Below are 19,036 nucleotides of genomic sequence, written 5' to 3'. Positions count from 1 at the left end.
TTCACCGACCACTTTTAATAAGGTAATCTCATGGCTCTATTCTCAACGCCACCACGTTCAATTTGTATTTTACGTTTATCAGCTATTGGTGACGTATGCCATGCGATTGCGGTTGTTCAAGCTATCCAACACCAGTGGCCAACGACTGAAATCACTTGGGTTACTGGTAAAGTTGAGGCTCAGCTAATCAATGCATTACCCAATATTAAGGTGATCAGTTTTGATAAAAAAGCTGGCTGGCATGGCATTAAACAGGTTTGGCAACAACTGAAATCACACCGTTTCGATGCGCTGTTAGATATGCAAGTTGCCCTACGTGCAAGTGTACTATCTTTAGGTATTAAAGCTAAGTATCGTATTGGGTTTAGTAAAAATCGCACCAAAGAAGGCCAATGGTTGTTTACTAATAAGCACTTACCCAATACTGACAGTGTTCATGTACTCGATAATATGGCTGATTTTGCGCGTTACATTGGTGTTCCCTTTTCTGCGCCAGAATGGAATATTCCACTTACTGCTGAAGATAACAGTATTGCTGAACAATATATTCAACAACCAACATTAGTGATCTCACCCGCCGCCAGTAAAGATGAACGTAATTGGCTTCCAGAACGTTATGCAGCTATTGCCGATTATGCGGCAACCAAAGGCTTATCCATTATACTTTGCGGCTCACCCAGTGAACGTGAGCAACAATTAGGCCAACACATTACTAGCCTCAGTAATGCACCAATTATCAATTTAATTGGCAAAACAACATTATTACAACTTACGGCATTATTGCGCGCAGCAACCGTGGTGTTAGCACCAGATTCAGGTCCAGCTCATTTAGCAACCACCCAAAACACACCCGTCATTGGACTTTATGGCCATAGCAATCCAGCGCGTACCGGACCATATTTATCACAGCCATATACTGTTAGTGTTTATCAACAAGTCGCAGAACAACATTACGGTAAACCATTAGGTGAGTTACCATGGGGAGCACGCGTCAAAGGGAGCTATATCATGCCGCAAATTAGTGTTGCGATGGTCAGAGAAAAACTTGATCTCATTCTATCGTTATCATCACCGATGTCATAAGCTTCAAAGGAAAACACATGAGCGTATCAGCACACAAACCGACACTTGGTGTTGCATTAATTGTTAAAAATGAAGCTAAACATCTTGCAGCTTGTTTAGACACAGTTAAAGACTGGGTCGACGAAATAGTTATTCTAGACTCAGGCAGCACAGATGAAACAGAAACTATTGCTCGTCGCTATACAGACAAGTTTTATGTCAATACACCATGGCCTGGGTTTGGTAGGCAACGCCAACTTGCTCAACAATATGTTAGCAGTGACTATGTATTATGGCTCGATGCTGATGAACGTGTCACACCAGAGCTAAAACAATCAATTCAAAATGTATTGCAAGATAATCAACATAATGTGGTTTATAGCGTTAATCGTTTAAGTACTGCGTTTGGAAAATTTATTCGCCACGCTGGCTGGCACCCAGATTGGATTGTACGGTTATATCGCCCTCAAGAAACCCACTATAATAATGTTCAGGTACATGAATCCGTAATAATTCCTTCTAGCTGCCAAGTAATAAAAATCGTCGGAAACTTAGAACATTATACCTTTGATGATTTTTTCGAATTCCAAAAAAAACAATCAAAATATGCCGAACTATGGGCAAAAGAAAAGCACTTACAAGGAAAAAAAACTTCTGTAGCATCAGCTATTGGACATGCGCTTTTTAGCTTTATACGTACCTATTTTATCAAACAAGGCTTCCTTGATGGTAAACATGGTTTTATTATTGCCTGTATTAATGCGCAATATGTACTAAATAAATATCTTGGCCTTTACCTTAAACAAAATAAGTAACCCATTATGACAACTCGCGTTATCTACCCTGGCACTTTTGATCCAATCACTAACGGTCATCTTGATCTTATCGAGCGCGCAGCTGCAATGTTTGATCATGTCATTGTTGGTGTCGCTTTCAACCCTAGCAAAAAGCCGTTATTCAGTTTAGAAGAGCGAGTAGAGCTGGCTCAGCAAATTACAGCCCATTTAACCAATGTTGAAATTGTTGGTTTTTCAGGTCTACTTGTAAATTTTGCCAAAGAGCATCATGCTAATATTTTAGTACGTGGGTTACGAGCGGTGTCCGATTTTGAATATGAATTTCAACTCGCTAATATGAATCGTCGTTTGATGCCTGAGCTTGAAACGGTCTTTTTAACGCCAGCTGAAGAAAATTCATTTATTTCATCAACCATTGTTAAAGAAGTCGCGCTCCATAAAGGGGATGTAAGTCAATTTGTACCACAACATGTAGTCAAAGTTCTTAAACATAAGCTCTTTAGTGCAAAATAATTCAAGGATTTTAACTTTATGAATATCGAAGTTATTATGAGTGCGTACAACAATACGGAAGATCTAAAACTGGTTCTTGAAGGATTTAAGAACCAAACAAATGATAATTTCAGCCTCTGTATTGCAGATGATGGTTCAACGGATGAGCTTGCTAACTTATTAACTGAATTTAAGCATGCTCCTTTCTCTATTCGTCATATATGGCATGAGGATAAAGGGTTTAGACGCGCAGCTATTCTCAATAAAGCACTGGTATCCAGCACCGCTGACTACATCATATTCACTGATAGCGATTGTATCCCGGCCATAAATTTTATTGAGGATCACCACCATCTCGCCTCTCTGAACCATTACACCGTCGGAATACGCGTTTACTTAAAAGAAAAACTGTCTCAAGATATTAGAAATGGAACTTTACCTGCCACTCAGCTAAAAAACACATGCTACCTTTTATTACAATCAATACGTGGTAATGTGTCAAAACCAGAACAAGCCATTTATTTTCCGGATTGGTCACTACCCATTGTAAAAAAATTAAAGCCGAATTTAACTCGATTTGGTTCTAATCTCGCAATGAGTAGAGAGTCCTTACTAAAAATCAATGGTTTTGATGAAGACTTTGAGGGCTGGGGCTATGAAGATATCGATTTATTATGGCGTATAGAACAAATTGGATTAACACCGCGCGGTTATCTAGGTCGTTGTCGTCAATACCACCTCAACCATAAAACTCAGCCACCTAATCAAAATGGCCGTAACTTATTTTTAAAAAAGAAAGAAAATAATATTGTTGCCTGTGCTAATGGTATCAATAAAGCATAATAAATTAAGCCTCTCGAGGCTTAATTTCCCGACTATAGCTGATAATACGCACGATACCACTCAACGAAAGCCTGTACGCCTTGTTTTACTTCAACCGCAGGCTTATACCCCGTTGCTGCAAATAAATCATCAGTATCAGCATACGTCATGTAAACATCGCCCGGCTGCATGGGCATAAAGTTTTTCTTCGCTTCAACACCTAATGATTCTTCCAAAGCTTCAACATAATCCATTAATTTAACCGGGCTACCATGACCAATATTATAAATACGGTATGGTGCAGAGCTGGTTGCTGATGAATTAGCTTCAACTGTCCACTCTGGATTAGATTGTGGAATCACATCCTGAATTCGCATTACACCTTCAACAATATCGTCGATATAAGTGAAATCGCGGCTCATATTGCCATTGTTATAAATATCAATTTCTTTGCCTTCCATAATCGCATTGGTAAATTTAAATAACGCCATATCTGGACGACCCCACGGACCATAAACCGTGAAGAATCGTAAACCCGTGGTTGGAATGCCATAAAGATGGGAATAACTGTGTGCCATCAGTTCATTGGCTTTTTTAGTTGCCGCATATAAAGATACCGGATGATCAACACTGTCAGCGGTATCAAAAGGCATTTTTTGATTTAAGCCATACACAGAACTAGATGATGCATAAATCAAGTGTTCGACTTTATTGTGACGACAGCCTTCAAGGATAGTCAAATAGCCAATTAAGTTACTGTCACCATAAGCCATTGGATTATCTATTGAATAACGAACACCCGCTTGACCAGCAAAATGGATAACTCGATTAAATTGATGCTCAGTAAATAAGCCCGCGATCCCTTCACGATCAGCAAGATCCATTTCAATAAAGGTAAAATTTGGGTGCTCAATACGAGCTAAACGTGCGTGTTTAAGTGCCACGTCATAATAATCATTAAGGTTATCGATACCAATGACTTGATGGCCTTGTTGACATAAGCGCTCAGTAACAGCACTACCAATAAAACCAGCAACACCGGTCACTAAATATTTCATTTTTCAGCCCTTAGTATAGCATCAATATGCTATCTATTTTATAAATTACGTACTAATGATAACAATGTTTACGTTTTATTTTGCTCAATAAAAATGAACCCATCGTTAACGAAAACTCACTAGACAATTGATTTAATTCTGACACTTACCACAAAAAACAGTGGCTCTTTGGCCAAGTTTTATATCGGTTAAAGGCTCACCACAACGAGGGCAAGCTTGACCTCCTTTACCATAGACTTGCAACTCTTGAGCAAAATACCCAGGCTTACCATCGGCATTTTTAAAATCTTTTAACGTTGTGCCGCCTTGAGCGATTGCTTTTTTAAGAACCGTCTTAATTTCACTGACCAATAACTGTAATTTTAGAAATGAGACTTTTCCTGCGGGAGACTGTGGATCAATACCTGCCGCAAAGAGTGATTCATTGGCATAAATATTGCCGACCCCAACCACAATGTGATTATCCATAATCAGTAATTTAATTGCTTTACGCTTTCCTTTGGCCTTCGCCACTAAATAATCCACATTAAAATCGTCACAGAGCGGCTCTGGGCCCATCTTCTCTAATACTGCATGACTTTCTCCTGCTTGTTGCCATAACCATGCCCCAAAGCGACGAGGATCGTTATAACGTAGAATTTCACCACTGCCTAAAACCACATCGACATGATCATGTTTTTCTACAGCAGAGCCCACAGGTAAAATACGTAAACTACCCGACATACCAAGATGGACAATCGCATAGCCAATATCCGTTTCTAATAATAAATATTTTGCTCGGCGCGTGACTTTTCGAATCACTTGGCCCTCAAGACTTTTAATCGCATCGGGAATTGGCCAGCGCAAACGGGCATTACGAATAATTATTTTTGTCACCGTTTGTCCAACAACGTGGGGAGTGATCCCCATACGGGTCACTTCCACTTCTGGTAATTCAGGCATCGTTATCTTGCTCCAATAATCATTATAGTTTTGACGATAATGGTGGAAAGAGAAAATCAGCATCAACCGTTACCGCCAACCACTGTCCATTACCGTTATTAAACAACCAAAAAGAAGGGAATTGATAGGCAGTGATTCGTTGCGGCTGAGCATGACCAACCAACCACACTTCAATCGTGTGCGGTGTTGTCAGCTGGCTTTTTAGAGCAGCCAACTGTTGCTCACTTACCAATGTCCCCTTCAATGTTTGCCAGTGCATAATCAAACTAGCGATATCAAACGTCACCACAGGTTGGCTTTTCCACCCTGTATCAGCATGCTGAAAAGTGATTGCTGGTAACAATAAGCGTTGAATAATACGATCTTGCGCAAATAATGGGATCACCGTTGATGATGGCACTGGCGTGGTAGATGTTATTAAACGAGTACGAATAAGCTCTGGCAGCTGTATGACAGCGATAAAAACTAAAACACCAATGATGATAACGTTATTCCACCCACGTCGCGTTAACCGCATGCTCAGGCGCTCCTATGCGTATTTATTGATGCGGGTTAAGATAACATTGCCATCATCAATAACAACAAACAATTAGATTATTGTTTAATGACGAGAATAAAATTTACCGCAGGAAAGCAGGAAAGCAGGAAAGCAGGAAAGCAGGAAAGCAGGAAAGCAGGAAAGCAGGAAAGCAGGAAAGCAGGAAAGCAGGAAAAGAATGCTAAATTTTAAATATAAAAAAACCCAGCTAGGCTGGGTTTTTATCAAAGAGTTAAAAAATCAATTACTTGATTTTAGCTTCTTTGTAAAGCACGTGCTGGCGAACTACTGGATCAAATTTCTTGATCTCAAATTTGCCTGGCATGTTGCGCTTGTTCTTGTCGGTAGTGTAGAAGTGGCCTGTACCAGCTGATGATACTAGACGGATCTTCTCACGAATGCCTTTAGCCATTGTTCAAATTCCTCTAAACGTTCTCGCCGCGGACACGCATCTCTGCAAGAACGGTATCAATACCTTTCTTATCAATGATACGCATACCTTTAGCAGTAAGACGTAGTTTAACGAAGCGTTTTTCGCTTTCTACCCAGAAACGATGAGTTTGCAGGTTCGGCAGAAAACGACGCTTGGTGGCATTACGTGCGTGTGAACGGTTGTTACCCGTTACAGGACGCTTACCAGTTACTTGGCATACTCGGGACATTACTGTCTTCTCCAAATCGTTTCGCTCGATATCTACCATGGAAATTTAATGCGAAATACAATTTCACATATAACCACAGCTATCAAAGGTCGCGCATTATACTAAGTCAAAACCAGTTGCTCAAGTCCCGAGCAGATCCTTTCTCACTTTTTTTTTCGATAATTGTCTATTTTATAGCCAACCGCGCTCGGAAAAGGAAATAACATCCCCTTCACCGACAACAAAATGATCCAGAACACGAATATCGACTAAAGCCAGCGAATCGCTGATCTTGCGGGTTATTCGATGGTCAGCCTGACTAGGTTCAGCAACGCCTGATGGGTGATTATGCGCTAAAATTAACGCGGCTGCATTAAGTTCTAACGATCTTTTTACAACTTCACGTGGGTAAACGCTCGCACAATCAAGCGTTCCTTCAAATAATACCTCCCCCGTAATCACTCGGTGTTGATTGTCTAGGAATAGGATATAAAAGGCTTCGCGCTGTTTATGACGTAATTTTTTAACTAAATATTGACGAGTATTTTGTGGGTTTGTGAGCGCATTATCTTTTTTTAAAATTTCTTCTAAATATCGATCTCCCATCGCTAAAACAGCCTTTAAAAGTGCAAATTTCGCTGGGCCTAAACCTTTAACCTGACAAAAAGCTTCTTTATCTGCCGCAAGTAAAGCGCGTAATGAACCAAATTCTTGTAACAAATACGTCGCCAATTCCAACGCATTCATTCCTTTGATGCCAGTACGTAAAAAAATAGCCAGTAATTCGGCATCAGTCAGCGCATCACTACCATGAGATAATAATTTTTCTCGTGGTCGAGAGGCTAATGGCAATTGCTTAAGCGACATATTTCCTCCTATTTTGATCAACTATTAGCAAAACAGGCCTTCGCTTTTATACAACCTAATGACCAGTGTTCCTTGAAAGCATCTCCAAAGTTTATGCCTAACGCTTCTTATTACAGCAACAGAACCTCGAAATGATCACCTCTAAAGATAAAACGATGAATTGCAGTCAATGACCGTTAATACGTTTGATGCTATCGTGTCTGCAAAATTTATTGGCATCTAAACACAGGCAAAACCATGCAAACTCTGGCAGGAAAAAAAATCCTTCTCGGCATTAGCGGCGGTATCGCTGCCTATAAATGCGCAGAACTGACTCGTCGTTTAATTGAACGCGGCGCACAAGTTCAAGTCGTCATGACTAAAGCGGCACAAGAATTCATTACACCATTAACGATGCAAGCTGTATCGGGAAACCCCGTTTCAAGTAGCTTATTAGATCCTTCAGCTGAAGCATCAATGGGACATATTGAATTAGCTAAATGGGCTGACTTAATCTTACTGGCACCTGCAACCGCAGACTTAATCGCACGTATCAGTGCTGGTATGGGAAATGACTTACTCTCAACACTGTGTTTAGCTACGGATGCGCCCATTGCCGTCGCTCCTGCAATGAATCAACAGATGTACCGTAATGTCGCCACGCAAGAGAACCTTGTTACTCTGCAACGACGTGGAGCGATGTTATGGGGGCCTGCCAGCGGTGAACAAGCATGTGGCGATGTTGGCCCAGGGCGAATGTTAGAACCGATGCAATTAGTCCATCACTGTGAAAATTTTTTCCGTCCAGCCGATCTTAGTGGTCTAAACATTGTTATCACTGCCGGCCCAACACGCGAAGCCATTGATCCTGTACGTTACTTGAGTAATTACAGTTCAGGTAAAATGGGATATTCCGTCGCACAAGTTGCCGCACAACGTGGTGCAAACGTGACCTTAATTAGTGGTCCTGTTAACTTAGCCGTTCCTGATGGCGTCACCTGTATTAACATCAATAGCGCTCAAGAGATGCATCAAGCCGCATTAGAGCAAGCAATAAATAACCATATTTTTATTGCCTGTGCCGCGGTTGCCGATTTCCGTCCAGCGCATGTCGCCCAGCAAAAAATGAAAAAACAAGACGGCAATGATGAAATGGTCATTCAACTAGTGAAAAACCCAGATATCGTTGCCAGTGTTGCCGCTCTTACTGAAAACCGTCCCTTTACTGTCGGTTTCGCGGCTGAAACACAAAATGTTGAACATTATGCTCGTGGTAAATTAGCCAATAAAAACCTCGATCTGATTTGCGCCAACGACGTATCTGTCCAAGGGCAAGGCTTCAACAGTGATAATAACGCCTTACATTTATACTGGCCTAATGGCGATAAAACATTACCATTAGCCTCTAAAACTGATCTTGGTCAGCAATTGCTTACCGAAATTGTTAGCCTTTATCAACATGTCACGCACTAGAGCATAATTATGAATACTATCGATCTTAAAATTCTTGACCCACGCGTTGGAACAGAGTTTCCATTACCTGAATATGCAACAACAGGTTCAGCAGGGCTAGATTTACGTGCATGTCTTGATCAAGCATTAATCGTCGCCCCTGGTGAAACTCACCTTGTACCTACAGGGTTAGCCATTCATATTGGTAACCCTCATCTAGCGGCTACAATTTTACCGCGTTCAGGTCTTGGTCATAAACATGGTATTGTTTTAGGAAACCTTGTCGGTCTGATTGACTCTGATTACCAAGGCCAATTGATGGTATCCGTTTGGAACCGTGGTGATACCACCTTTACTATTGAGCCTGGCGATCGTATTGCACAACTAGTTTTCCTGCCGGTAGTACAAGCGCAATTTAATATTGTGACGGATTTTGATGACGCGAGTCATCGTGGTGAAGGCGGTTTCGGTCATTCAGGCACAAAATAAAGCCACCATTGTCAATATACCAATTATGCCCTTGGCGCATAAAATGGTTTTGATGATAAAATAACCGATAACGATCAAGTACAAAGCGCAACTTTTGACGGTGGCGCTTTTTTTGCTGATAAACTGCATACATTTACCATCGATCGCTTTTCACGACGCAATGGCATCGCTAAGATAGGCGGGTTTCATGCTGTCCATGGACAGTCTCATTTTGCAAAGGAACGATAATTCATGGCTGGCACCAAAAAAAGCAATCGCCGCGAAGAGATACTTCAGTGTCTTGCTCATATGTTGGAATCTAATCAAGGAAGCCAACGTATTACAACCAAAATGCTGGCGGCTAATGTTGGGGTCTCAGAAGCTGCACTCTATCGCCACTTCCCAAGTAAAGCACGGATGTTTGAAGGCCTGATTGAATTTATCGAAGATTCAATTACCACCCGAATTAACCGCATTCTTGATGACGAAAAAGATACCCTTACTCGTCTGCGTATGGTGTTACAACTGATCTTAATGTTTGGTGAACGTAATCCCGGTCTCAGTCGCATCATGACAGGCCACGCACTGATGTTTGAACAAGATCGCTTACAATCACGTATCAACCAATTATTTGAACGTGTTGAATCACAATTACGTCAAATATTGAAAGAACGTAAATTACGTGAAGGCAAAGGCTTTCCTATTGATGAATCTATTTTAGCAGCACAGCTCTTAGGCCAAGTTGAAGGAAGTCTTAGTCGTTATGTTCGCTCAAGCTTTAAATATAAGCCCACTGAGAATTTTGATGACTACTGGCAATTACTGAGCGGTCAATTAGGTTAAGCCTAAATCAACCGACTTATCAGTAAACACCATAAAAAAAGCGAGGATCAATTGGTCCTCGCTTTTTTATATTTAATCACTGATTAAACAGTCATTAAACACCGTATTGAACACGGTATGCAGTTACAGCAGCAAGATGCTGCTCCATATCTGCCTGCTCACTTAAATACGTTACCACATCGCCTAGCGACACAATTGAAATGACTGCACAACCAAAATCACGTTCAACTTCTTGAATCGCTGATAATTCACTTTGGCCTTTTTCTTGACGATCGATAGCGACTAACACACCCGCTAAATCAGCACCGTTCGCTTTAATGATTTCCATTGATTCACGAATAGCAGTACCAGCAGTGATCACATCGTCCACCAACATTATGCGACCTTCGAGTTCACTGCCGACTAAATTACCACCTTCACCGTGGTTTTTCGCTTCTTTACGGTTAAAACAATAAGGTGTATCGATATCATGATGATCTGCTAATGCGACAGCCGTAGTCGTTGCAATTGGAATCCCTTTATATGCAGGGCCAAATAGCACATCAAATTCAATGTTAGCGTCAACCAATGCTTCAGCATAGAAACGGCCTAGACGTGCCAGATCACGACCAGTATTAAATAATCCCGCATTAAAGAAATACGGACTCTTACGGCCGGACTTCAGAGTGAACTCACCAAACTTTAATACACCTTTCTCTAGGGCGAATTCGATGAACTGACGCTGATATGCTTTCATTGTGGCTCCTTAAACGACTTTCGTGTTTTACAATGTTGAAATGGACACAACCTTTACATTGCGAAGAATGTAAAACTGTTGCAGCTAAAACTTATGACTATTCCTATAGCCTATAAATTTTAGATAAAAAAAAGCGGCTCCTTAATAGGAACCGCTCAATAATTAATTTTCTAATACTTGTTTCTGCATCGAAATAATATCGAATATGCCGTCTTTAGCCAGCGCTAACATTGCCAACAATTCTTCATGACTAAATGCCTCGCCTTCCGCCGTACCCTGAATTTCAATCATCTTACCGTCTTCGGTCATGACCACATTCATATCAGTTTCAGCCGCGGAATCTTCAAGGTACTCAAGATCGCAAATTGGCTCACCTTTATAGATTCCAACCGAAACAGCAGCGACCATGCCTTTAAGTGGGCTTTTCTTAATCATGCCTTTTTCAAGCATATAATTAATTGCATCCACTAAAGCAACCATCGCACCGGTAATAGAAGCAGTACGTGTACCGCCATCAGCTTGAATAACATCACAGTCAACAGTGATCATTTGTTCACCAAGGATTTTTAAATCAACCGCCGCACGTAAACTACGCGCAATCAGACGTTGAATCTCCATGGTGCGGCCACCTTGCTTACCACTCGCGGCTTCACGACGGTTACGGGTATGTGTTGCACGTGGCAACATACCATATTCTGCAGTCACCCAACCTTGGCCTTTACCTTTAAGCCAACGCGGCACATTTTCTTCAACACTGGCAGTACAAATTACTTTGGTGTTGCCAAATTCAACTAATACTGAACCCTCAGCATGGGCTGTATAGTTACGAGTAATAGTGATTGGACGTACCTGAGTGGCACTTCTTCCGCTTGGACGCATAGGGATTTCCCTTTGGCTGGATGATATTAACCGGCGATTATAGCGACATCTCAATCCCAGTGCACGAGAAAACCACCGTTAAAACGATAGATTCAACCTTGTTTTGCATTTACAACAGTAGCCCGCAAGAGGCGATTTCGCATATAATGATAAAACTCGGTTACGACGCATCGCTATTGTTATTAGAAGACCTGACTTACCGTTAAATGCGCTAAGTTTAGCCGCCGCAACCATCATAACCTAAGGGCCACAAGCCAATGATCCATAGTATGACTGCCTACGCCCGTCGCGAAATAAAAGGCGACTGGGGCACAGCTGTGTGGGAAATCCGCTCAGTAAACCAACGTTATCTTGAAACTTATATTCGTATGCCAGAGCAATTTCGTAGCCTTGAGCCGGTATTGCGTGAGCGCTTTCGTAAACGTTTAGCACGTGGTAAAGTCGAATGTAATCTTCGCTACGAAGCCAACACTGCCGCTAATACTGAATTAACAATCAATGAAGCATTAGCAAAACAAGTCATTAATGCGGCTCGTTGGGTAACAGAAACTGCGGGTGAAGGTAATATTGGTCCATTCCAAGTGCTTAACTGGCCGGGAGTGATGGAAGCACCAGAACAAGATTTAGATATGATTAATAAAGATCTATTAACTGGCTTTGAGCTAGCAATGGATGATTTTATTGCCGCACGTGCAAGCGAAGGCGATAACATGAAACAATTAATCGACCATCGTTTAGCCGCTATTTCAACAGAAGCCATTAAAGTTCGTACGTTAATGCCACAAATAATGGTATGGCAACGCGAGCGTATTATGTCGCGTCTTGATGAAGCAAAAGTTGATCTTGATAGTAACCGTATTGAACAAGAACTGATCATGCTGGCACAGAAAAGTGATGTCGCCGAAGAGCTTGATCGCCTTGACTCTCACGTAAAAGAAACCCAAAAAATTCTTGCTAAAGGTGGCGCATGTGGCCGTCGTCTTGATTTTATGATGCAAGAATTTAACCGTGAATCAAACACATTGGCATCAAAATCAATTAATACTGACGTCACAGCATCTGCCGTTGAACTAAAAGTATTAATCGAGCAAATGCGTGAACAGATTCAAAACATTGAGTAAGTAACCCTTACCCAAACTTTCCAAGTTGATAGTATTTAGCTTGGAAAGTTGTTTGAAAATATCATCTGATTATGAAATATCATTAAAGCCAGCTAGGCTTAAGTTGTATTGACTCAATAAAAAAGATGAATTTTCAAGCAATCAGCTAATTTCAATTATGCGCAGATCGTGATAATCTTCGCGCCCTTCTATCACTGAGTGAAAATAGGCAATGAGCAAAGGTACTCTATACATCGTGTCGGCCCCAAGTGGTGCTGGTAAATCAAGTTTGATTAATGCCCTTCTTGAAACTAACCCGACCTATGACATGAAAGTATCCGTGTCCCATACGACTCGTGGCATGCGCCCGGGCGAGGAAAACGGCGTTCATTACAATTTCGTTAGCGTAGAAGAATTTACCGACTTGGTAGAACAAGGTGCATTCCTTGAGCATGCCGAAGTGTTTAGCAATTACTATGGTACTTCTCGTCCATGGATTGAACAGCAATTGAATAAAGGCATTGATGTCTTTTTAGATATCGATTGGCAAGGTGCGCGTCAAATCCGTAAACTAATGCCAGCCGCCAAAAGCTTATTTATCCTACCTCCGTCAAAAGAGGAATTGGAGCGTCGACTTAATACCCGTGGTCAAGACAGCGAAGCCGTTATTGCCCGTCGTATGGAAGAAGCTCGTTCAGAAATTTCACACTATAACGAATACGATTATGTGATCGTTAATGATGATTTCGATGTTGCGTTAATTGACTTTAAAGCAATTATTCGTGCAGAACGATTGAAGCAAGACAAGCAAACTGCTAAATATAGAAGCATGTTGACTGCGCTACTAGCAGATCAGTAAGTTATTTTGTACAATTTTCTATTCCTAATTTAATAACCACTGGAGTCCTCCATGGCACGCGTAACCGTTCAAGACGCTGTTGATAAAATTGGCAACCGTTTCGATCTGATCCAAATTGCTGCTCGCCGCGCACGTCAAATGCAAACCGGCGGTAAGGATCCATTGGTTCCTGAAGAAAACGACAAATACACAGTAATTGCACTTCGTGAAATCGAAGAAGGCCTAATTACTAAAGATATCCTTGATGCTCGCGAGCGTCAGGAACTGCAAGAGCAAGAAGCAGCTGAATTAGCAGCTGTTAGTGCTATTGCTGGCGACCATCACCGTTAATCAGGGAACCAGGCGAATTGTATCTTTTTGATAGCCTGAAAGAAGTCGCAACCAAGTACCTGTCGAAGCCTCAAATTGAGGTGCTTCGACAGGCTTATCTTGTTGCTCGCGACGCCCATGAAGGCCAAACTCGTTCAACCGGCGAGCCTTATATTATCCATCCAGTTGCGGTCGCCCGTATTCTGGCGGAAATGCGTCTCGATATTGAAGCATTGATGGCAGCATTGCTGCACGACGTGATTGAAGATACCGAGGTCACTAAAGAGGATCTAGCCTGCCGCTTTGGCGATACTGTTGCCGAATTGGTTGATGGCGTCTCTAAACTCGATAAGCTCAAATTTCGCGATCGTAAAGAAGCGCAAGCTGAAAACTTCCGCAAAATGATCATGGCAATGGCGCATGATATTCGCGTTATTCTAATCAAACTTGCCGATCGTACTCACAACATGCGCACGTTAGGTGCTTTACGCCCTGATAAACGACGTCGTATTGCTCGTGAAACCCTTGAAATCTTCTCTCCGCTTGCCCACCGCCTTGGTATCCATAACATCAAATCTGAACTTGAAGAGCTTGGCTTTGAAGCGTTATATCCCAACCGCTACCGCGTCCTAAAACAAGTCGTCGCAGCAGCCCGTGGCAATCGCAAAGAAATCATTACTAAAATTCACGCTGAAATTGAGGGTCGCCTCAGTGATGCGGGAATAACCGCGATCGTTTCTGGTCGTGAAAAGAATTTATACTCCATCTACAACAAGATGAAGAATAAAGAACAACGCTTCCATTCGATCATGGATATCTACGCCTTCCGCGTTTTAGTCGATGATCTTGATACTTGCTACCGAGTATTAGGTCAGGTACATAATCTGTACAAGCCACGCCCAAGTCGAATGAAAGATTATATCGCCATTCCAAAAGCCAATGGCTATCAGTCGCTGCATACCTCACTGGTTGGCCCGCATGGGGTACCGGTTGAAGTTCAGATTCGTACTGAAGACATGGATCAAATGGCGGATAAAGGGGTTGCAGCCCATTGGACATATAAAGACGGTGAAGCCCCAGGCACTACTGCTCAAATTAAAGCCCAACGTTGGATGCAAAGCCTGCTTGAATTACAGCAAAGCGCCGGTAGCTCATTTGAGTTTATCGAAAACGTCAAATCTGATCTTTTCCCAGATGAAATTTACGTTTTCACCCCCAAAGGCCGCATTGTTGAATTGCCAGTTGGTGCCACGGCGGTTGATTTTGCTTACGCCGTGCATACTGACATTGGTAATACCTGCGTTGGATCTCGCGTCGATCGCCAACCTTATCCATTAAGTAAGCCGCTGAAAAATGGTCAAACCATCGACATTATCAGCGCCCCTGGTGCTCGACCTAATGCTGCATGGCTTAACTATGTAGTGACATCACGTGCGCGCACTAAAATTCGTCAAATTTTAAAAACCATGCGTCGTGATGAGTCAATAACCCTCGGTCGTCGTCTACTGAATCATGCCTTAGGTGGTGTGAACATGCAGACAATTGCGGAAGAGAATATCGCCAAAGTATTAAGCGATCTTAAACTAGAAACTGTTGATGATTTACTGACAGAAATTGGCTTAGGTGAACTGATGAGTGTGGTTATTGCGCGCCGATTATTGGGTAATGCCGACGAATTGACAGCGAAAAATAACGATCGTCGTTTACCGATTCAAGGTGCCGATGGTATTTTGCTAACCTTTGCTAACTGTTGCCATCCGATTCATGGTGATCCTATTGTGGCGCATGTCAGCCCAGGCAAAGGCCTCGTTATTCACCGTGAAGAATGTGCCAATATTCGGGGTTATCGTAAAGAACCCGATAAGTACATGGCGGTTGAATGGAGTGAAGATTTTGAGCAAGAGTTTGTTACTAACCTCAAAGTAGACATGCAAAACCACCAAGGCGCATTGGCTGACTTAACCAATACTATCGCTGCAACTGGCTCTAATATTCAAGGTTTATCGACCGAAGAAAAAGATGGCCGTTTATATACGATTACTGTTCGCCTGACGACTAAGAGCCGTGTGCACTTAGCTAATATCATGCGTCGTATTCGTATTATGCCCGACGTCGTTCGTGTTGCTCGCCAAAAGAATTAACACTATCAGCGTGATAGCTTGTTAATGATATGAATAAAGCGCCCACTTGTGGGCGTTTTGTGTATTTGGATTCCGATCCATATTATTATAACGTCATCCTTATTCTCATAAATAGTATAACCAGATGACGCCAGATCGCTTTCAACGAATTCATCAAGTCTTAGCCACTCGCCAACCTGATCTCACCGTGTGTATGGAAGAAGTCCATAAACCCAACAATGTCTCTGCCATTATTCGTACCGCCGATGCAGTTGGGGTTCATAAAGTGCATGCCGTATGGCCCAAAGAAGCGATGAAAGTATTGAGTCATACCTCAGCGGGAGCTCGTAATTGGGTTGAACTTGAAACTCACACAACAATGGTCAATGCCATTAGCGCCTTAAAAGCTCAGGGAATGCAGGTGCTTGCTACCAATTTATCGACCACTGCCGTCGATTTTCGTGAGATTGATTACACAAAACCGACCGCGATTATTCTCGGCGGCGAAAAAAATGGCATCACCGCTGAAGCATTAGCACTGGCAGACCAAGACATCATTATTCCAATGGTAGGCATGGTACAGTCACTCAATGTTTCCGTTGCAAGTGCATTAATTTTGTATGAAGCACAACGCCAACGTCAAAATGCGGGTATGTATGATCGCACCACCACCTTACTTGATGACAATGTAGTCAATCGCATTTTATTTGAGCGTGGCCACCCTGTATTAGCCAATGTTGCTAAACAGAAAAATTTACCGTACCCGCAATTAGATAATCAAGGCCAAATTGTTGCCGACGAACAATGGTGGGCTGCAATGCAAGCTAAAAAAATCAAACACCCCGTCACAGCTAGCGTAATTAAAAAGGACTAACCATGAGCGGACAACTCCTCAATACTGTCGCCCTCACCGAACTGTCTGGTGTCGGCGCAAAAATGGCAGAAAAACTCCATAAAATTGGACTCAATAATGTTCAAGATGTGCTGTTTCATTTGCCGCTTCGTTATGAGGATCGCACCCGCATTTGGCCGATTAATCGCGTCTCTCCCGGCCAATTTTTAACGGTTCAAGGCGAAGTTAGCCATTGTAGTATTCAATTTGGCAAACGTAAGATGCTGACGGTAAAAATTGGCGATACTACAGGCTCGGTGACGTTAAAGTTTTTTAATTTTAATGCTGCGATGAAAAATAGCTTTAGCCAAGGCAAGCAAGTTAAAGCCTATGGTGAAATCAAAGGCAGCCAGTTTGGACTAGAAATCATTCATCCTGATTACCGCCTTTTTTCAGAGCCGACCGAATTAAGTGTCGAAGAAACCCTCACTCCAGTATACCCAACCACTGATGGTTTACGCCAAACAACATTACGTAATTTAACCGATCAAGCCTTAGCTCTACTTGAAAAATCAGCCGTAACAGAATTACTTCCAACCGGGTTATACGATCAACAAATGACCCTTGCTCAAGCATTACAATTGATGCATCGTCCTACAGCTGATATCTCATTAGAACAACTTGATGCAGGAAAGCATCCTGCTCAAAAACGACTGATTTTAGAAGAATTATTGGCCCAGAATTTATCGATGCTGGCGCTACGTAGTAAAAGTCAGCAACATCAAAGTTGGTCATTAACACCGCAAGATAGCCTTAAACAGCAATTGCTAGCCAGCTTACCGTTTACGCCCACTGGCGCTCAACAACGAGTGGTAGCAGATATTGAGGCTGATCTAAACCAATCACAGCCAATGATGCGCTTAGTGCAAGGGGATGTAGGCTCAGGTAAAACCTTGGTTGCAGCCCTTGCCGCTTTACGCGCCATTGAACATGGCTATCAAGTTGCATTAATGGCGCCAACAGAATTATTAGCAGAACAGCATGCACTTAACTTTGCCCAGTGGCTTAACCCGATGGGGGTTAAAGTTGGCTGGATGGCAGGTAAGCTCAAAGGCAAAGCCCGTGAAAAAGAGCTGCTGCAAATTGCCAGTGGTGAGGCCAAAATGGTGGTTGGCACCCATGCCTTATTTCAAGACCAAGTAGTATTTAATAACCTCGCGCTAATTATTATTGATGAACAACACCGCTTTGGTGTCCATCAACGACTTGACCTTCGAGAAAAAGGCGCAACAAATGGACGTTACCCGCATCAATTAGTCATGACTGCAACCCCGATCCCGCGCACTCTTGCCATGACGGCTTATGCAGATATGGATACTTCAGTAATTGATGAGTTACCACCAGGACGAACGCCAATTCAAACAGTAGCGTTGCCTGACAATCGTCGCCCGCAAATTATTGAACGTATTCGCGCTGCATGCCAACAAGAAGGTCGACAGACTTATTGGGTCTGTACTTTAATCGACGAGTCGGAAGTATTAGAGGCGCAGGCAGCTTCTGATACTGCCGATGAATTAACTCGGCTACTGCCAGAGCTCAAGGTAGGCTTAGTTCATGGTCGAATGAAACCCAAAGAGAAACAAGCCATTATGGCAAGTTTTAAAGCTGGTGATATTGATTTGCTGGTTGCCACCACGGTTATCGAAGTTGGGGTTGATGTACCCAATGCCAGTTTAATGGTGATTGAAAATCCAGAGCGACTTGGACTCGCTCAGTTACACCAGCTTCGAGGTCGCGTTGGTCGAGGTCAAATCGCTAGCCACTGTGTGTTGCTTTATCATGCACCGCTAACTAAAACAGCTCAAAAACGATTAGCGGTGTTACGTGAAAGCAGTGATGGCTTTGTCATAGCGCAGCGCGATCTTGAAATTCGTGGTCCTGGTGAATTGCTGGGTACTAAACAAACCGGCATTGCTGATTTTAAAGTGGCTGATTTAATTCGCGACCAATATTTGATTCCTCAAGTCCAAAAATTAGCCCGCTATATTCATGACCAATATCCTGATAACGCCAGCGCCATTATCGATCGTTGGATAGGTCAACGCGAAAATTATTCTAACGCTTAACTCTTCTTTTATCACGGTTATAACAGCCAAAAGTAATTAACCGTGATTCATTTCCTCTTACAGATTTAGACCTAGCAGCCTCCATTATTAAAAATAAAGCAAACGATTGCTATT

21 protein-coding genes are annotated in these 19,036 nt (G+C 42.4%); 13 read left to right on the top strand and 8 right to left on the bottom strand.

Features of this window, described 5'->3' with window-relative positions; all coding sequences use genetic code 11:
• Window positions 1–30 precede the first annotated feature (30 nt).
• The 4 genes from VXS03_RS11330 to VXS03_RS11315 are packed head-to-tail and all read left to right on the top strand — an operon-like array spanning window position 31 to window position 3,194.
• Window positions 31–1,083 carry a glycosyltransferase family 9 protein gene (locus VXS03_RS11330; RefSeq protein ID WP_327763825.1) on the top strand — a complete coding sequence of 351 codons (1,053 nt, stop codon included), beginning with the start codon at window positions 31–33 and terminating at the stop codon, window positions 1,081–1,083.
• A 17-nt stretch (window positions 1,084–1,100) separates the two neighbouring features.
• Window positions 1,101–1,877 carry a glycosyltransferase family 2 protein gene (locus VXS03_RS11325; protein ID WP_327763824.1) on the top strand — a complete coding sequence of 259 codons (777 nt, stop codon included), beginning with the start codon at window positions 1,101–1,103 and terminating at the stop codon, window positions 1,875–1,877.
• 6 nt (window positions 1,878–1,883) lie between these two features.
• The gene (gene coaD / locus VXS03_RS11320) at window positions 1,884–2,372 is read left to right on the top strand and encodes a pantetheine-phosphate adenylyltransferase (RefSeq protein ID WP_327763823.1); all 489 of its coding nucleotides are present in this window, start codon (window positions 1,884–1,886) and stop codon (window positions 2,370–2,372) included.
• A gap of 18 nt (window positions 2,373–2,390) precedes the next feature.
• Window positions 2,391–3,194, top strand: coding sequence for a glycosyltransferase (locus VXS03_RS11315; RefSeq protein WP_327763822.1), 804 nt, complete (start codon window positions 2,391–2,393; stop codon window positions 3,192–3,194).
• Window positions 3,195–3,226: 32 nt separating this feature from the next.
• Here the strand turns inward: VXS03_RS11315 and VXS03_RS11310 are convergent, their stop codons facing one another.
• The 6 genes from VXS03_RS11310 to radC form a co-directional block, all read right to left on the bottom strand.
• Window positions 3,227–4,231 (bottom strand): NAD-dependent epimerase, encoded by a 1,005-nt coding sequence (locus VXS03_RS11310; RefSeq protein ID WP_327763821.1) that lies wholly within the window; start codon window positions 4,229–4,231, stop codon window positions 3,227–3,229.
• Window positions 4,232–4,363: 132 nt separating this feature from the next.
• The gene (gene mutM, locus VXS03_RS11305; protein WP_327763914.1) at window positions 4,364–5,173 is read right to left on the bottom strand and encodes a bifunctional DNA-formamidopyrimidine glycosylase/DNA-(apurinic or apyrimidinic site) lyase; all 810 of its coding nucleotides are present in this window, start codon (window positions 5,171–5,173) and stop codon (window positions 4,364–4,366) included.
• A 22-nt stretch (window positions 5,174–5,195) separates the two neighbouring features.
• Window positions 5,196–5,690 carry a hypothetical protein gene (locus tag VXS03_RS11300; RefSeq protein WP_327763820.1) on the bottom strand — a complete coding sequence of 165 codons (495 nt, stop codon included), beginning with the start codon at window positions 5,688–5,690 and terminating at the stop codon, window positions 5,196–5,198.
• Between the two features lie 265 nt (window positions 5,691–5,955).
• Window positions 5,956–6,123: a 50S ribosomal protein L33 gene (gene rpmG, locus VXS03_RS11295; protein WP_005371942.1), complete on the bottom strand. Its 168-nt coding sequence runs from the start codon at window positions 6,121–6,123 to the stop codon at window positions 5,956–5,958.
• Between the two features lie 13 nt (window positions 6,124–6,136).
• Window positions 6,137–6,373, bottom strand: coding sequence for a 50S ribosomal protein L28 (rpmB, locus tag VXS03_RS11290; RefSeq protein ID WP_045039707.1), 237 nt, complete (start codon window positions 6,371–6,373; stop codon window positions 6,137–6,139).
• 171 nt (window positions 6,374–6,544) lie between these two features.
• Complete coding sequence (gene radC / locus VXS03_RS11285) at window positions 6,545–7,219, bottom strand: RadC family protein (RefSeq protein ID WP_327763819.1); 675 nt, start codon at window positions 7,217–7,219, stop codon at window positions 6,545–6,547.
• A 237-nt stretch (window positions 7,220–7,456) separates the two neighbouring features.
• Here radC and coaBC point away from each other — a divergent pair, with 237 nt between their 5' ends.
• The 3 genes from coaBC (at window position 7,457) to slmA (ending at window position 9,961) form a co-directional block, all read left to right on the top strand.
• Window positions 7,457–8,671, top strand: a complete 1,215-nt coding sequence (gene coaBC / locus VXS03_RS11280; protein ID WP_327763818.1) for a bifunctional phosphopantothenoylcysteine decarboxylase/phosphopantothenate--cysteine ligase CoaBC — start codon at window positions 7,457–7,459, stop codon at window positions 8,669–8,671.
• Window positions 8,672–8,680: 9 nt separating this feature from the next.
• On the top strand, window positions 8,681–9,139 hold the full coding sequence (dut, locus tag VXS03_RS11275) for a dUTP diphosphatase (protein WP_327763817.1): 459 nt from the start codon (window positions 8,681–8,683) through the stop codon (window positions 9,137–9,139).
• 231 nt (window positions 9,140–9,370) lie between these two features.
• Window positions 9,371–9,961 carry a nucleoid occlusion factor SlmA gene (gene slmA, locus VXS03_RS11270; RefSeq protein WP_327763815.1) on the top strand — a complete coding sequence of 197 codons (591 nt, stop codon included), beginning with the start codon at window positions 9,371–9,373 and terminating at the stop codon, window positions 9,959–9,961.
• Window positions 9,962–10,055: 94 nt separating this feature from the next.
• Here the strand turns inward: slmA and pyrE are convergent, their stop codons facing one another.
• The gene (pyrE, locus tag VXS03_RS11265) at window positions 10,056–10,697 is read right to left on the bottom strand and encodes an orotate phosphoribosyltransferase (RefSeq protein ID WP_327763814.1); all 642 of its coding nucleotides are present in this window, start codon (window positions 10,695–10,697) and stop codon (window positions 10,056–10,058) included.
• 162 nt (window positions 10,698–10,859) lie between these two features.
• Window positions 10,860–11,576: a ribonuclease PH gene (rph, locus tag VXS03_RS11260; protein WP_327763813.1), complete on the bottom strand. Its 717-nt coding sequence runs from the start codon at window positions 11,574–11,576 to the stop codon at window positions 10,860–10,862.
• A 257-nt stretch (window positions 11,577–11,833) separates the two neighbouring features.
• Between rph and VXS03_RS11255 the strand changes: the two genes are divergently transcribed.
• From VXS03_RS11255 to recG, 6 genes are all read left to right on the top strand, one after another.
• Complete coding sequence (locus tag VXS03_RS11255; protein ID WP_297480977.1) at window positions 11,834–12,697, top strand: YicC/YloC family endoribonuclease; 864 nt, start codon at window positions 11,834–11,836, stop codon at window positions 12,695–12,697.
• 211 nt (window positions 12,698–12,908) lie between these two features.
• A complete protein-coding gene (gene gmk / locus VXS03_RS11250; RefSeq protein WP_036789325.1) occupies window positions 12,909–13,535 on the top strand; it encodes a guanylate kinase in 627 nt (208 codons plus the stop codon).
• A 51-nt stretch (window positions 13,536–13,586) separates the two neighbouring features.
• The gene (rpoZ, locus tag VXS03_RS11245) at window positions 13,587–13,865 is read left to right on the top strand and encodes a DNA-directed RNA polymerase subunit omega (protein ID WP_036789323.1); all 279 of its coding nucleotides are present in this window, start codon (window positions 13,587–13,589) and stop codon (window positions 13,863–13,865) included.
• A 17-nt stretch (window positions 13,866–13,882) separates the two neighbouring features.
• The gene (gene spoT, locus VXS03_RS11240; protein WP_327763811.1) at window positions 13,883–15,985 is read left to right on the top strand and encodes a bifunctional GTP diphosphokinase/guanosine-3',5'-bis pyrophosphate 3'-pyrophosphohydrolase; all 2,103 of its coding nucleotides are present in this window, start codon (window positions 13,883–13,885) and stop codon (window positions 15,983–15,985) included.
• Between the two features lie 124 nt (window positions 15,986–16,109).
• Window positions 16,110–16,838: a tRNA (guanosine(18)-2'-O)-methyltransferase TrmH gene (gene trmH, locus VXS03_RS11235; RefSeq protein WP_327763810.1), complete on the top strand. Its 729-nt coding sequence runs from the start codon at window positions 16,110–16,112 to the stop codon at window positions 16,836–16,838.
• A 2-nt stretch (window positions 16,839–16,840) separates the two neighbouring features.
• A complete protein-coding gene (recG, locus tag VXS03_RS11230) occupies window positions 16,841–18,922 on the top strand; it encodes an ATP-dependent DNA helicase RecG (protein WP_327763808.1) in 2,082 nt (693 codons plus the stop codon).
• The last annotated feature ends 114 nt before the right edge of the window (window positions 18,923–19,036 follow it).

The organism is Photobacterium sp. S4TG1 (genome assembly GCF_036040035.1).
In the GTDB taxonomy this organism is placed as follows: Bacteria; Pseudomonadota; Gammaproteobacteria; order Enterobacterales; family Vibrionaceae; genus Photobacterium.
The sequence above is the reverse complement of the archived record's forward strand: the minus strand, read 5'-3'. Positions and strand labels throughout refer to the sequence as shown.

Bases quoted from the DNA above. Each gene is read 5' to 3' on its own strand.
- VXS03_RS11330 (WP_327763825.1), top strand. From the start codon at position 31: ATGGCTCTATTCTCAACGCCACCACGTTCAATTTGTATTTTACGTTTA.
- VXS03_RS11325 (WP_327763824.1), top strand. From the start codon at position 1,101: ATGAGCGTATCAGCACACAAACCGACACTTGGTGTTGCATTAATTGTT.
- coaD (WP_327763823.1), top strand. From the start codon at position 1,884: ATGACAACTCGCGTTATCTACCCTGGCACTTTTGATCCAATCACTAAC.
- VXS03_RS11315 (WP_327763822.1), top strand. From the start codon at position 2,391: ATGAATATCGAAGTTATTATGAGTGCGTACAACAATACGGAAGATCTA.
- VXS03_RS11310 (WP_327763821.1), bottom strand. From the start codon at position 4,231: ATGAAATATTTAGTGACCGGTGTTGCTGGTTTTATTGGTAGTGCTGTT.
- mutM (WP_327763914.1), bottom strand. From the start codon at position 5,173: ATGCCTGAATTACCAGAAGTGGAAGTGACCCGTATGGGGATCACTCCC.
- VXS03_RS11300 (WP_327763820.1), bottom strand. From the start codon at position 5,690: ATGCGGTTAACGCGACGTGGGTGGAATAACGTTATCATCATTGGTGTT.
- rpmG (WP_005371942.1), bottom strand. From the start codon at position 6,123: ATGGCTAAAGGCATTCGTGAGAAGATCCGTCTAGTATCATCAGCTGGT.
- rpmB (WP_045039707.1), bottom strand. From the start codon at position 6,373: ATGTCCCGAGTATGCCAAGTAACTGGTAAGCGTCCTGTAACGGGTAAC.
- radC (WP_327763819.1), bottom strand. From the start codon at position 7,219: ATGTCGCTTAAGCAATTGCCATTAGCCTCTCGACCACGAGAAAAATTA.
- coaBC (WP_327763818.1), top strand. From the start codon at position 7,457: ATGCAAACTCTGGCAGGAAAAAAAATCCTTCTCGGCATTAGCGGCGGT.
- dut (WP_327763817.1), top strand. From the start codon at position 8,681: ATGAATACTATCGATCTTAAAATTCTTGACCCACGCGTTGGAACAGAG.
- slmA (WP_327763815.1), top strand. From the start codon at position 9,371: ATGGCTGGCACCAAAAAAAGCAATCGCCGCGAAGAGATACTTCAGTGT.
- pyrE (WP_327763814.1), bottom strand. From the start codon at position 10,697: ATGAAAGCATATCAGCGTCAGTTCATCGAATTCGCCCTAGAGAAAGGT.
- rph (WP_327763813.1), bottom strand. From the start codon at position 11,576: ATGCGTCCAAGCGGAAGAAGTGCCACTCAGGTACGTCCAATCACTATT.
- VXS03_RS11255 (WP_297480977.1), top strand. From the start codon at position 11,834: ATGATCCATAGTATGACTGCCTACGCCCGTCGCGAAATAAAAGGCGAC.
- gmk (WP_036789325.1), top strand. From the start codon at position 12,909: ATGAGCAAAGGTACTCTATACATCGTGTCGGCCCCAAGTGGTGCTGGT.
- rpoZ (WP_036789323.1), top strand. From the start codon at position 13,587: ATGGCACGCGTAACCGTTCAAGACGCTGTTGATAAAATTGGCAACCGT.
- trmH (WP_327763810.1), top strand. From the start codon at position 16,110: ATGACGCCAGATCGCTTTCAACGAATTCATCAAGTCTTAGCCACTCGC.
- recG (WP_327763808.1), top strand. From the start codon at position 16,841: ATGAGCGGACAACTCCTCAATACTGTCGCCCTCACCGAACTGTCTGGT.